The organism is Ruegeria meonggei, assembly GCF_042768335.1.
Lineage (GTDB): Bacteria > Pseudomonadota > Alphaproteobacteria > Rhodobacterales > Rhodobacteraceae > Ruegeria > Ruegeria meonggei.
Map to the genome: position 1 here is coordinate 1 of NZ_JAXHBT010000002.1, position 12137 is coordinate 12137.

The 12137-nt window shown below is 59.0% G+C and carries 12 protein-coding genes; 5 read left to right on the forward strand and 7 right to left on the reverse strand.

Annotation, left to right across the window (positions count from 1 at the left end):
- The first annotated feature begins 2 nt into the window (after positions 1-2).
- The 3 genes from SJY13_RS20125 to folD all read left to right on the forward strand — a co-directional run bounded on the left by SJY13_RS20125 (position 3) and on the right by folD (position 3029).
- Complete coding sequence (locus tag SJY13_RS20125) at positions 3-1679, forward strand: formate--tetrahydrofolate ligase (RefSeq protein ID WP_377193742.1); 1677 nt, start codon at positions 3-5, stop codon at positions 1677-1679.
- A gap of 57 nt (positions 1680-1736) precedes the next feature.
- A complete protein-coding gene (locus SJY13_RS20130) occupies positions 1737-2042 on the forward strand; it encodes a chorismate mutase (protein WP_085824930.1) in 306 nt (101 codons plus the stop codon).
- A gap of 69 nt (positions 2043-2111) precedes the next feature.
- Positions 2112-3029, forward strand: coding sequence for a bifunctional methylenetetrahydrofolate dehydrogenase/methenyltetrahydrofolate cyclohydrolase FolD (gene folD / locus SJY13_RS20135; protein ID WP_377186122.1), 918 nt, complete (start codon positions 2112-2114; stop codon positions 3027-3029).
- Between the two features lie 17 nt (positions 3030-3046).
- Here folD and SJY13_RS20140 read toward each other — a convergent pair whose 3' ends face one another.
- Entirely contained in the window at positions 3047-3892 is an 846-nt protein-coding gene (locus SJY13_RS20140; RefSeq protein WP_377193744.1) for an EamA family transporter, read from the reverse strand.
- A gap of 140 nt (positions 3893-4032) precedes the next feature.
- On the opposite strand from SJY13_RS20140, the gene SJY13_RS20145 reads away from it, so the two are divergent.
- Entirely contained in the window at positions 4033-4464 is a 432-nt protein-coding gene (locus tag SJY13_RS20145) for a group II truncated hemoglobin (RefSeq protein ID WP_377193746.1), read from the forward strand.
- A 48-nt stretch (positions 4465-4512) separates the two neighbouring features.
- On the opposite strand, the gene glnT is transcribed toward SJY13_RS20145, so the two are convergent.
- From glnT to SJY13_RS20175, 6 genes are all read right to left on the reverse strand, one after another.
- The gene (glnT, locus tag SJY13_RS20150) at positions 4513-5841 is read right to left on the reverse strand and encodes a type III glutamate--ammonia ligase (protein WP_377193748.1); all 1329 of its coding nucleotides are present in this window, start codon (positions 5839-5841) and stop codon (positions 4513-4515) included.
- Positions 5842-5920: 79 nt separating this feature from the next.
- A complete protein-coding gene (locus SJY13_RS20155; protein ID WP_377194614.1) occupies positions 5921-7249 on the reverse strand; it encodes an FMN-binding glutamate synthase family protein in 1329 nt (442 codons plus the stop codon).
- A 20-nt stretch (positions 7250-7269) separates the two neighbouring features.
- Positions 7270-7953, reverse strand: a complete 684-nt coding sequence (locus SJY13_RS20160; RefSeq protein ID WP_377193750.1) for a GltB/FmdC/FwdC-like GXGXG domain-containing protein — start codon at positions 7951-7953, stop codon at positions 7270-7272.
- Between the two features lies 1 nt (position 7954).
- Positions 7955-8884, reverse strand: coding sequence for a class II glutamine amidotransferase (locus SJY13_RS20165; RefSeq protein WP_377193752.1), 930 nt, complete (start codon positions 8882-8884; stop codon positions 7955-7957).
- Positions 8885-9032: 148 nt separating this feature from the next.
- The gene (locus SJY13_RS20170) at positions 9033-9248 is read right to left on the reverse strand and encodes a hypothetical protein (RefSeq protein ID WP_085824915.1); all 216 of its coding nucleotides are present in this window, start codon (positions 9246-9248) and stop codon (positions 9033-9035) included.
- Between the two features lie 11 nt (positions 9249-9259).
- The gene (locus SJY13_RS20175; RefSeq protein ID WP_085824916.1) at positions 9260-10636 is read right to left on the reverse strand and encodes an ammonium transporter; all 1377 of its coding nucleotides are present in this window, start codon (positions 10634-10636) and stop codon (positions 9260-9262) included.
- A gap of 340 nt (positions 10637-10976) precedes the next feature.
- On the opposite strand from SJY13_RS20175, the gene SJY13_RS20180 reads away from it, so the two are divergent.
- Positions 10977-12122 carry an aminomethyltransferase family protein gene (locus SJY13_RS20180; protein ID WP_377193754.1) on the forward strand — a complete coding sequence of 382 codons (1146 nt, stop codon included), beginning with the start codon at positions 10977-10979 and terminating at the stop codon, positions 12120-12122.
- Positions 12123-12137: the final 15 nt, after the last annotated feature.

Here is a 12137-nt window from a genome sequence, read left to right on the forward strand (position 1 = left end):
CAATGAGTTATAAATCGGACATTGAGATTGCGCGCGAGGCGCATAAGAAGCCTATTCAGGAGATTGGGGCCAGGATTGGCATCTCCAGTGATGATTTGCTGCCTTATGGCCACGACAAGGCGAAGGTGAGCCAGGAGTTTATCAACTCGGTTCAGGGTCGTGAGGATGGCAAGCTGGTTTTGGTGACGGCGATCAACCCGACGCCTGCGGGTGAGGGCAAGACCACCACCACCGTAGGTCTGGGCGACGGTCTGAACCGGATCGGCAAGAACGCGATGATCTGTATTCGCGAGGCCTCGCTGGGCCCGAACTTCGGCATGAAGGGCGGCGCTGCGGGGGGTGGCTATGCGCAGGTTGTTCCGATGGAGGACATGAACCTGCACTTCACCGGGGATTTTCACGCCATCACATCCGCCCATTCGCTGCTGTCGGCGATGATCGACAACCATATCTACTGGGGCAATGAATCCGAGATCGACATCCGCCGCGTCGCCTGGCGCCGGGTGGTTGACATGAACGACCGGGCGCTGCGCCAGATCACGGCGTCTCTGGGCGGTGTCAGCAACGGCTTCCCACGTGAAACCGGCTTTGACATCACCGTGGCGTCCGAGGTGATGGCGATCCTGTGTCTGGCCAACGATCTGAAGGACCTGGAAAAACGCCTGGGCGACATCATCGTGGCCTATCGCCGCGACAAGACTGCTGTTTACTGCCGCGATATCAAGGCCGAAGGCGCGATGACCGTGCTGTTGAAGGATGCGATGCAGCCGAACCTGGTGCAGACGCTGGAGAACAACCCGGCCTTTGTCCATGGCGGGCCGTTTGCCAATATCGCGCATGGCTGCAACTCGGTGATTGCCACCAAAACGGCGCTGAAAGTGGCTGATTATGTGGTGACCGAGGCCGGCTTTGGCGCCGATCTGGGCGCTGAAAAGTTCATGAACATCAAGTGCCGCAAGGCGGGCATTGCGCCCTCGGCTGTGGTGCTGGTGGCCACGGTGCGGGCGATGAAGATGAACGGGGGTGTGGCCAAGGCTGATCTGGGCGCGGAAAATACCGACGCGGTCAAAAACGGCTGCGCCAACCTGGGCCGCCATATCGAGAACGTCAAATCCTTTGGTGTGCCGGTTGTGGTTGCGATCAACCACTTTGTCACCGACACCGAGGCCGAAGTACAGGCGGTCCGGGATTACTGTTCCGATCACGGGGTCGAGGCGGTGCTGTCGCGCCACTGGGAGCTGGGGTCCGAAGGCTCGGCACCGCTGGCCGAGAAGGTTGTGGAGATCGTCGAGGGTGGCTCTGCCAACTTTGCGCCGATCTACCCCGATGACATGCCGCTGTTCGAAAAGATCGAGACCATCGCCAAGCGTATTTATCGCGCCGATGAGGTGCTGGCCGACACCAAGATCCGCAACCAGTTGAAGGAATGGGAAGAGGCCGGATATGGCAACCTGCCGGTCTGCATGGCCAAGACGCAGTATTCTTTCTCGACCGATCCGACCCTGCGCGGTGCGCCCACCGGCCACTCGGTTCCGGTGCGCGAGGTACGCCTGAGCGCGGGCGCTGGCTTTATCGTTGTGGTCTGCGGTGAGATCATGACCATGCCGGGCCTGCCGCGCAAACCTGCGGCGGAAAGCATCTGCCTCAATGACGCAGGTGAGATCGAAGGCTTGTTCTAAGCCGCCAGATAAGACATCTCGTGGTCCGGGGGATCCCCGGGCCATGAGGAGACGAACATGCCCACTCTGACACCGCCGCAAGACTGTCTTTCGATGCAGGAGTTGCGGGTTCAGATCGACAGGCTGGACCGCCAGCTGATCGCGATGCTGGTGACCCGCGCAGGCTATATCGACCGCGCGGCGCAGCTGAAACCGGCCGAAGGGCTGCCCGCCCGCATTCCGGATCGCGTCGAAGAGGTGGTGCAGCGCGTGAGGGCGGGCTCGGACGAGCTGGGCATGGACCCGGATCTTGCCGAACAGCTGTGGCGCATATTGATTGACTGGTCGATCGCGCGTGAAGAACGCGTGCTTGGCCCTGACTGAGTGGCTGGGCGCTGATGCGCCTATTCCGGTTTTGACAGAGGGCCGGTTTTTGAAAGAAGGGATCACAGGATGGTAGCCCAGGTTATCGACGGTAAGGCTTTTGCCGCCAAAGTACGCGCGCAGGTGGCCGATCAGGTTGCAAAGCTGAAAGAGCAAAGCGGCATCACCCCCGGTCTGGCGGTGGTTCTGGTGGGCGAAGACCCGGCCAGCCAGGTCTATGTGCGCTCCAAGGGCAAGCAGACCGTTGAGGTCGGCATGAGCTCATACGAGCACAAGCTGGAGGTCGACACGTCCCAGGCGGACCTGCTGGCGCTGATCGACCAGCTGAACGCCGATCCGGCGGTGCATGGCATTCTGGTGCAACTGCCGCTGCCCAAACATCTGAACGAAGATCTGGTGATCAACGCGATCGACCCGGCCAAGGATGTCGACGGGTTCCATATCTCGAATGTCGGCCTGCTGGGCACCGGTCAGAAATCGATGGTGCCCTGCACGCCGCTGGGCTGTCTGATGATGCTGCGCGACCACCATGGGTCGCTGTCGGGGATGGATGCGGTGGTGATTGGCCGCTCGAACATTGTCGGCAAGCCGATGGCGCAGCTGCTGCTGGGCGACAGCTGCACGGTGACCATCGCGCATAGCCGCACCAAGGACCTGCCTGACGTGGTGCGCCGCGCCGACATCGTCATCGCCGCCGTCGGCCGTCCCGAAATGGTGCCCGGAGACTGGATCAAGCCGGGCGCCACGGTCATCGACGTGGGCATCAACCGCATCGACGCGCCGGAAAAAGGCACCAACGAGGACGGCAGCGTCAAAACCCGCCTGGTCGGAGACGTCGATTACGCCAGCGCCGCCCAAACCGCCGGCGCCATCACCCCGGTCCCCGGCGGCGTCGGCCCCATGACCATCGCCTGCCTCCTCGCCAACACCCTCACCGCATGCTGCCGCGCAAACAAACTCCCAGAACCAAAAGGCCTGACCGCATAAGAAAGAGGGTGATGACTTCAGAGTGCCAGATAGCCAATTCCGGCAAACGCAATGAGGCATCCAAGCCATTGAGCAGGCACCATTTCCTCTTTCAGGACCGCCCAGGCCAGCACCACCGTCAGCAACCCGAACACTGAGGCCGTGACAGAGGCGTATTGCGCGTTGGGTAATCCTCCGGCGGCGACCACGCTGAGGATTGCAACCGCGTCCAGCAGGCCCATCACGCATAGTAACGGCAAAGCCCGTCGCCCCGGCCAGACCGGCCTGCGTGTTACTGCGGCGATTGCGGCCAACGTCAGGATGGCCGTCAGACGCCCGAATAGTGAAACGGTGTATTCATTGCTTAGTTCGGTTGCGTATTGCCCTAAGGCAAAGGCCGCTGCAAACCCGATTGCCGCCAGCAGAGACAAGACAATGGTCGGGGCCGGGGCGGGGTAGGATGCCTCGGCCGGGTCAGAGCGAGACGCGACGATCGTCACGCCGACGCCGATTGCGATCACGGCAAGCCAGTGCCAGAGGCTGACGGATGAGCCACGCCAGATCGCCAGAGTAATCGACAGAACCGGATAGCTGGCAACAAGCGGCGCGACGAGCCTGACAGGACCGCGCTGAAAGGCGGCATACATGCTGAGACCGGCCATTAGATAGAACCCGCCTGCGGAGATTGCGTAGAGCACCGCCCTGCCGGACATAGGGCTGAAATCGCCCCAGGCCGCCACCAGACAAAGCTGCAGGAGAGCCCCGAAGATCAGCACCGCCATGAGCGAGGCTATCACGCTGACCGATTGGCTAATGTAGCGGACGGACAGGTCGTGTACCCCCCAACACAGCGCCGCCAGAAGGCCAAGCGCAAGGGCGCTCATGCGCAGATCACTCGGACCGGTTCGGACCCGTGTGCCCTGTGACTGGTCGTAAAAAGTAGTAGCGCCAACATGCCACTGTTGATAAACTTTTTTTCCTGATATGCAATATTATTGACAACGAAGACTCGGAGATTCGACGTATGTCATCAGCATTGGAACAACTTGGCGGCGAAGATCAGCTGCGCGCCCTTGTAGAGTGTTTTTACGACCGCATGGAAGCTGATCCGGCGGTTCATTCCCTGCACAGGCTGCATTTTCGTGGCCATGGGCTGAACCACACGAGGCAAGCGCAGTTCGAATTCCTGAGCGGTTTTTTGGGCGGTCGGGCCTATTACCGAGAACGATTTGGCCACATGGATCTGCGCGATATCCACGCCCATGTGCCCATTCGCGAAGCTGACGCTGAGCTGTGGCTGGAAACCTTTGATGCCGCGTTGGCTGAGTGCGGTCTGCGTGGTCCGATCGTCGACAAGATGCGCGCCACTCTGCGCCGGGTGGCGTTGATGCTGGTCAATGATGTTCCGGATTGGCGGATCGAGGTGGATGCCACACGCGACGGGTCGAACAAATAGGGGCCGCGACATCTGTCACAGCCCCCTGATCTGAATATGTTTTGCGGATCAGATATCCAGTGTGTTGTCCTTTTCCCAGCGGGAGAAATGGGAAACGAACGAGTTCCACTCCTGATGCTTCATCTTCAGGAAGGCGGATGAGAATTCCGCACCCATCATCGCCTTAAGCTCTTTGTCCTTGTCGTATTCACGCAGCGCATCAAGCATGTTCAGCGGCAGCTTTGGCGCGCCGCGGACCTTGTGACCTTCGGCATACATGTCGATGTCCCAGCGCTTGCCCGGGTCGGCCTTGGATCGGATGCCCGACAGGCCTGCAGCGATGATGACAGCCTGCAGCAAATATGGGTTGGTCGCACCGTCCGGCAGGCGCAGCTCAAACCGGCCAGGGCCGGGCACGCGGACCATATGTGTCCGGTTGTTGCCGGTCCATGTCACCGTATTTGGTGCCCATGTTGCGCCTGACATGGTCCGTGGCGCGTTGATGCGCTTATAGCTGTTCACCGTAGGGTTGGTGATTGCCGCCAGCGCGCTGGCATGTTTCATGATCCCGCCCAGGAAATGTTTGCCACGCTCGCCCAGACCTACTTCACCGGTGGGGCCGTCGCCGTCGCCCGCGAATACGTTGGTCTTGGACGCCTTGCCCGGCGCATCCCAGACCGAGATATGGGCGTGGCATCCATTGCCCGTCAGCCCCTCGACCGGTTTAGGCATGAAGGTCGCCCGAAGTCCGTGCTTTTCGGCCACGGACTTGGTCATAAACTTGAAGAACGAGTGTTTGTCAGCGGTGCGCAGAGCATCGTCAAACTCCCAGTTCATCTCGAACTGGCCATTCGCATCCTCGTGGTCGTTCTGATAGGGCCCCCAGCCAAGCTCTAGCATATAGTCGCAGATCTCGCGCACCACATCATAGCGACGCATGACCGCCTGCTGGTCGTAACAGGGTTTCTCGGCGGTATCGAACGGGTCGCTGATCTGTTCGCCATCCGGGGTCAGCAAGAAAAACTCGGCCTCGATGCCGGTTTTCACGTGCATGCCTTCGTCTGCGGCCTCGTCGATCAGACGACGCAGCACGTTGCGGGGAGCTTGGGCGACGTCGTTGCCCTCCATCACACAATTGCCGGCGACCCAAGCGACCTCGGGCTTCCACGGCAATTGAATGACCGAAGAAGGGTCGGGCACGGCCAGCATATCGGGATGGGCCGGTGTCATGTCCAGCCAGGTGGCGAAACCGGCAAAGCCCGCGCCATCTTCCTGCATGTCGGCAATGGCCTGTGCGGGCACCAGTTTAGCCCGCTGTCCACCAAACAGGTCGGTGAACGAGATCATGAAGTATTTGACGCCTTTTTCTTTTGCGAAAGCTGCGAGATCTGTCGTCACGATGGCTTTCCTTTCCCTGTTGATTTTTGGTTTTTCAAAGCAAAACGCGGCCCCCATCCGAGAGCCGCGCGTTATCCGTTCAAAAGCCTTCCTTGCCCGGGTACCAGGTGGTTCCCGCCAGCGGCACCCGCGCCATGGCAGCAGCCTCCATTGTCAGGGCACACAAATCTTCGGGTTCGAGGTTGTGCAGGTGGTTGTGACCGCAGGCACGTGCGATGGTCTGCGCCTCAAGCGTCATGACCTTTAGATAGTTGCGCAACCGCCGCCCGGCGTCGACCGGGTTCAGGCGTGCGGCCAGATCGGGGTCTTGCGTGGTGATCCCGGCCGGGTCCTGACCTTCGTGCCAGTCGTCATAGGCACCTGTCGTGGTGCCCATCTGCTGGTACTCGGTCTCCCATTTGGGGTCGTTGTCACCCAGGGCGACCAGCGCCGCTGTCCCAATCGCCACAGCATCCGCGCCCAGGGCCATGGCCTTGGCCACATCGGCCCCGGTCCGAATGCCGCCCGAGATGATCAGCTGTACCTCGCGGTGTACGCCCAGATCCTGCAGTGCTTGCACGGCAGGACGGATGCAGGACAGCGTGGGCAGGCCGACATGTTCGATGAACACATCCTGCGTGGCGGCGGTGCCGCCCTGCATGCCGTCCATGACAACCACATCGGCCCCGGCCTTTACCGCCAGCGCGGTGTCATAATACGGGCGGGTCGCGCCGACTTTGACATAGATCGGCACCTGCCAGTCGGTGATTTCGCGCAGTTCGAGGATCTTGATTTCCAGATCATCCGGTCCGGTCCAGTCCGGGTGGCGACAGGCCGAGCGTTGGTCGATCCCCTTGGGAAGGGTCCGCATCTCGGCAACCCGGTCGCTGATCTTCTGTCCCAACAGCATACCGCCGCCGCCGGGCTTTGCACCCTGACCAACAACGATCTCAATCGCATCAGCCTTGCGCAGGTCGTTGGGGTTCATCCCATAGCGCGATGGCAGGTATTGATAGACCAGCTTGGTGGAATGTCCGCGTTCTTCCGGGGTCATGCCGCCGTCACCGGTTGTGGTTGAGGTTCCAGCCTCGGACGCGCCCCGGCCCAGAGCCTCTTTGGCCGGGCCAGACAGGGCACCAAAGCTCATACCTGCGATGGTGACGGGAATGTCCAGCTGGATCGGCTTTTTGGCGAAACGCGTACCCAACGTCACCGAAGTGTCGCAGCGTTCGCGATAACCTTCCAACGGATAGCGGCTGACGCTGGCTCCGAGAAACAGCAGATCGTCGAAATGCGGAACCCGGCGTTTGGCGCCGCCACCGCGAATGTCATAAATACCAGTGGCCGCCGCGCGCCGGATTTCGGCGTTAATCGGGTTGGTGAATGTCGCCGACTGGATCGGCAGGGTGCGGGGGATCTGATCGTCCATATCTTTCATACCCTTCTTCCTCAGTAAGCGGCGGCGTTGTCGACGTCAAAATTGTAAAGCTGACGGGCCGAGCCATAGCGTTTGAACTCTTCCGGTTTGGCATCACAGCCCGCGCGGTCCAGCAGATCCTTCAGAATCTCAAGATGTTCGGGGCGCATGTCTTTTTCGATGCAATCAGCGCCCAGACTTTTGACCGAGCCGCGCACGAACAGCCGGGCTTCGTACAGCGAGTCCCCCAGCGCATCGCCCGCGTCGCCGCAAACCACCAGATTTCCCGCCTGCGCCATGAAGGCGGACATATGGCCGATATTGCCGTGCACAACGATGTCGATACCCTTCATCGAGATACCGCAGCGCGAGCTGGCATTTCCCTTGATCACCAGCAATCCACCATGGCCCGTTGCCCCAGCATACTGGCTGGCATCGCCGTTTACGACGACCTGACCGGACATCATGTTTTCGGCCACACCGGGCCCGGCCGAGCCTTCGACCTTGACGGTCGCCTGCTGGTTCATGCCGCCGCAATAATAGCCGGTCGAGCCTTTGACCGTTACTTCGATGGGCGCATCCAGCCCGACCGCAATCGCATGGCTGCCCTTGGGGTTTACAACTTCCCAGCTTGTCTGGTTGGTCGCGGCAGATTGCGCCTGCAGGGCCGAGTTCAGCCCGCGCAGGCCGTTTGCTTCCAGGTCATATGTCTGCATTTCAGGCGGCCTTTTCGTGTGTCGTTGGGCTATCATTGTGTGACCAGAAATACACCGTAGCGGGCTCGGGTTCCCATACGCGAGCCTGCTCGATCCCGGGCAGGTTCACCAGCGCGCGATACTCACTGCCAAAGGCCACATATTGGTCGGTTTCCGCCATAACAGCCGGTTTGCAGGCAATCGGATCACGGACCACGCCAAACCCGTCCTTGGTGCCGACGACAAAAGTGAAGAACCCGTCCAGATCGTCCAGGCTGGATTGCAGCGCCTCGCCCAGGCTGGCACCGTTCATCATCTTCCAGGTCAGGTAGGCGGCACCCACTTCGGTGTCGTTCTCGGTCTGGATGACCACGCCTTCACGGCGCAGCTTGCGGCGCAGCGAGTTGTGGTTCGAAAGTGAGCCGTTGTGAACTAGGCACTGATCAGACCCGGTATTGAACGGGTGCGCGCCCATTGTCGTCACTGCAGATTCAGTGGCCATGCGGGTGTGGCCGATACCGTGGGTGCCACTCATACCGCTTAGGTTAAAGCGAGCGGCCACATCCTTGGGCAGGCCGACCTCTTTGTAAATCTCCAGCATATCGCCACGGCTCATGATCCGGACCGAGGGGCGGATATCGGTCAACGCGGTCCGCGCGGCCTCGAACTGATCAGAGGGCAAGTGCAGAACGGTATGGGTGTCATTGTCCGACTGGGTGATGGTCACACCCAGGACTTTGCCCAGATCCTCGGCCAGCCCTGCAAAATCGGCTTCGGGCGTTGCGGATTGCACGGTCAGCTTGGTCATGCCCAGGGCGTCGGTGCCATAAATGGCAATTCCGGCGCTGTCTGGGCCGCGGTCCGTCATGGTGATCAGCATGTCTGTCAGCATATTGCCCAATTCGGGCGCAAGTGACTGGTCTTTAAGGAATAGTCCGACAATTCCGCACATGGCTGGCAGATCTCCTTGTGTGTTTCGTTATGATTCGACGCTAACAACAAAGCCAGTGAAATACAATAATGACAGGAAAATAATTTTCCTACCATGCAATGGACGCGAGGTTACTTCCGCGCGCCCATTGCTAGGTCTCAGGGCCGGATCAGTATCGTTCCAACTGAGCTTTGACCTTTTCTTCGTCGCCGGTGTGGCGGGCCTTTTCCAGATGCTCGCCTTCGCGGACAAACTGGATGCGATGCCAGCCAATCCAGAAGGCGACCCCTATGATGACCATCAGTACCTCGTAGCCCTGGAAGGGATAGACAGGGCCGACTTCGGCCAGATCGACAGCCCAGCTTGAGTATCCATTTGTAGACATGTCTTTCTCCCTTATTTTGCTGCCGCGCCAGCACGGGCGGCCAATTCTTGTTTGTCAGCTTCGATGATCGCCGCTTTGGCGTCCTCATAGGCGTGGTGTTCCGCGTAATCGAGACCTTGCAGTTCGACCTCTTCCGGGATGCGCAGTACGCCGGCAGCTGCCTGCATTTTCGCCAGAATCCAGCCGGGCAAAAAGCCCAGTACAAAGAACATGATGACCGCACCGGTGATCTGACCCACCGGGTTGATCGTGGCATAGCCTTCATATGGCGAAGACGGGACACCCCACAGAACAAAGCCTGCGATGATCAACCCCACAACACCGGCGTAGCCGTGCACGGCAACAGCGCCTACTGCGTCATCCAGCTTGAACTTGCGCTCGACCCAGTAATGCAGCTTGTAGACGATCACGACACCGATTGCGGCAATGATCATTGCCTGAATCGGATGATACAAATCGTTTCCGGCCGAGGCAGTGATAATTCCGGCTAGCCCGCCCGAGAACGTCCAGAACGCATCACCTTTCGAGATCACATAAGCCGCCATCAGACCGCCCGAAAGTGACATCAGGAAGTTGAAGGTGATCGCCGACAGCGTGGTCGGAGCCAGATAGATGTTGGTCGCTGTCCACGTCACGCCGGTAATCTGACCGTCGATCACTTCGGGCGCGATCACTGGCACGTTGCACGCAGCATAAAATCCCCAAAATCCGGTGTAGATCAGGAAAATTCCGATGGTCAGCAGCCAGGGATTATGTGGTGGGATATCACGCGGTGTGCCGTCTTTGGCAAACTTGCCCAAGCGCGGACCCAATACCATAATCACACCCAGTGCATAACCGCCTGCGATGGCGTGGATAACGCCGGATGCATAAGCATCATGGTACCCCAGGATGCGCACCATCCAGCCACCGTAATGCCACCCCCAGGCAGCATCGATGATCCACCAGACCGAACCGATCATTACTGCGTGGACCCACAAGGCCGAGGATCTGATCCGTTCGATCACGGACCCCGAAACGATCGATGCTGCAGTCCATGAGAACAGCAGGAAAGCGGCCCAAAAGACCCCTGTGATTCTATCACCCAGATTGGTGCCCATCGTGTTGGCCCAAGGCAGATTCGCGGCACCAGCTTCGGTGTCCAGCCCGCCCCAGAACGGAAAGTTTGGAAACGCCCAGTAAATCCACCATCCGAAGAAGAAGAATGTGACCGTCACCAGCGGAATGATCATGATGTTTTTCATCAATGTGTGCATATGGTTACGGGCTCGGCTGGCGCCGACTTCGTACATGCAAAAGCCCACATGGATGAGGAACATAAAGACGACCGTCACCCAGTAATAAAACTCGGTAAATACGGTCGTGAGTGCGTTTAGATTGCCATCCACTTCGTAGTCTCCCTGTTGTTGCAGCTGGAGGTCCCTCTTTGGGGATTTTCCTGCTGGGAAATATTATCAACTCAGGGGACAATTTCAGAGATCACCTGTCAATAGATATGTGGGGCAAACATCTTTGGTGCCCGTGATGTGGTTACGGGTTCGGGCAATATTTACGGTGTTAAATATCTGTAAAACAACAATTAATCGAACCAATCTTACACCGGCTCAGGGTGCGAAAATCGCAGGCAAATATTCCCAACAGGAAAAAAATCTGCACACAAGTGTTGATTTTCAAGTTCACATCAGCCTCAATATGGCCAACAAAAACGATCAACGGGAGACCTGGACCATGGCCATTCTTTGGAGGACGTCTGCCCTTGCGCAGCGACATGCCGAGATCGGCGGCGAGCTTGAGGACTGGAACGGTATGGGGACCGCTTGGTTCTACGATCACAGCCCGGAACGCGCCAAAGCAGATTACGGGGCCATTCGCACCAAGGCGGGTCTGATGGACGTCTCTGGTCTGAAAAAGGTACATCTGGTTGGTGAAGACGCGGCCTATGTCATTGACCGTGTCACCACGCGAAATGTCGAAAAGATCATGCCGGGCCGGTCGACCTATGCCTCGATCCTGAATGCCGAGGGCAAGTTCATCGACGATTGCATCATATATCGCCTGTCGGTGAACACATGGTTGGTGGTGCATGGCACCGGGGCGGGCATGGAACAGTTGACCTCGGTCGCTGCAGGCAAGAACTGTTCGGTGATTTTCGACGACGATATGCATGACATGTCATTGCAGGGGCCGGTGGCCGTTGATTTTCTGGCCAACCACGTGCCCGGCATTCGCGATCTGGCCTATTTTGGCATTCTGCAGACCAAGCTGTTTGGCTGTCCGGTGATGATCTCGCGGACTGGTTACACCGGTGAACGCGGGTATGAGATCTTCTGTCAGGCCAAACACGCGGTGCATCTGTGGGACAGCATCCTCTCCGAGGGCAAGGATATGGGTATCCAGCCTGTGCAGTTTTCGACCCTCGATCTGTTGCGCACTGAAAGCTATCTTCTGTTCTACCCCGGTGACAATTCCGAAACCTATCCGTTCGATGATGAGACTTGTGGTGATACGCTTTGGGAGCTGGGGCTGGAATTCACCGTCTCACCCGGCAAGACCGGCTTCGTTGGGGCCGAGAACCACTATGCCGCCCAAGGCAAGGAACGGTTCAAGATCTTCGGCGTTGTGCTGGAGGGCACCACCCCGGCGGATGAGGGCGCGGACTTGCTGCAAAATGGCGAAAAAGTCGGTGTTGTCACCTTTGGCATGTGTTCCGAGATCAACGGCCACAATGTAGGCATCGCCCGGATGCCGGTCGCCTGCGCGACGCCAGGAACGGTGCTGACGGTGCGCAACGGTGACGGCACCGAGATTGCCGCCACGGCCGAAGAGATGCCGTTCTACGACAGGGACAAGTCAATCAGAACCGCAAAAGGCTGATAATTTCGGGGGCGT

What these genes read in the sequence shown, in the direction of transcription:
- SJY13_RS20145 (WP_377193746.1), top strand. Translation starts at nt 4,033, where the DNA reads ATGTCATCAGCATTGGAACAACTTGGCGGCGAAGATCAGCTGCGCGCC.
- folD (WP_377186122.1), top strand. Translation starts at nt 2,112, where the DNA reads ATGGTAGCCCAGGTTATCGACGGTAAGGCTTTTGCCGCCAAAGTACGC.
- SJY13_RS20155 (WP_377194614.1), bottom strand. Translation starts at nt 7,249, where the DNA reads ATGGACGATCAGATCCCCCGCACCCTGCCGATCCAGTCGGCGACATTC.
- SJY13_RS20170 (WP_085824915.1), bottom strand. Translation starts at nt 9,248, where the DNA reads ATGTCTACAAATGGATACTCAAGCTGGGCTGTCGATCTGGCCGAAGTC.
- SJY13_RS20130 (WP_085824930.1), top strand. Translation starts at nt 1,737, where the DNA reads ATGCCCACTCTGACACCGCCGCAAGACTGTCTTTCGATGCAGGAGTTG.
- SJY13_RS20140 (WP_377193744.1), bottom strand. Translation starts at nt 3,892, where the DNA reads ATGAGCGCCCTTGCGCTTGGCCTTCTGGCGGCGCTGTGTTGGGGGGTA.
- SJY13_RS20165 (WP_377193752.1), bottom strand. Translation starts at nt 8,884, where the DNA reads ATGTGCGGAATTGTCGGACTATTCCTTAAAGACCAGTCACTTGCGCCC.
- SJY13_RS20160 (WP_377193750.1), bottom strand. Translation starts at nt 7,953, where the DNA reads ATGCAGACATATGACCTGGAAGCAAACGGCCTGCGCGGGCTGAACTCG.
- SJY13_RS20180 (WP_377193754.1), top strand. Translation starts at nt 10,977, where the DNA reads ATGGCCATTCTTTGGAGGACGTCTGCCCTTGCGCAGCGACATGCCGAG.
- SJY13_RS20125 (WP_377193742.1), top strand. Translation starts at nt 3, where the DNA reads ATGAGTTATAAATCGGACATTGAGATTGCGCGCGAGGCGCATAAGAAG.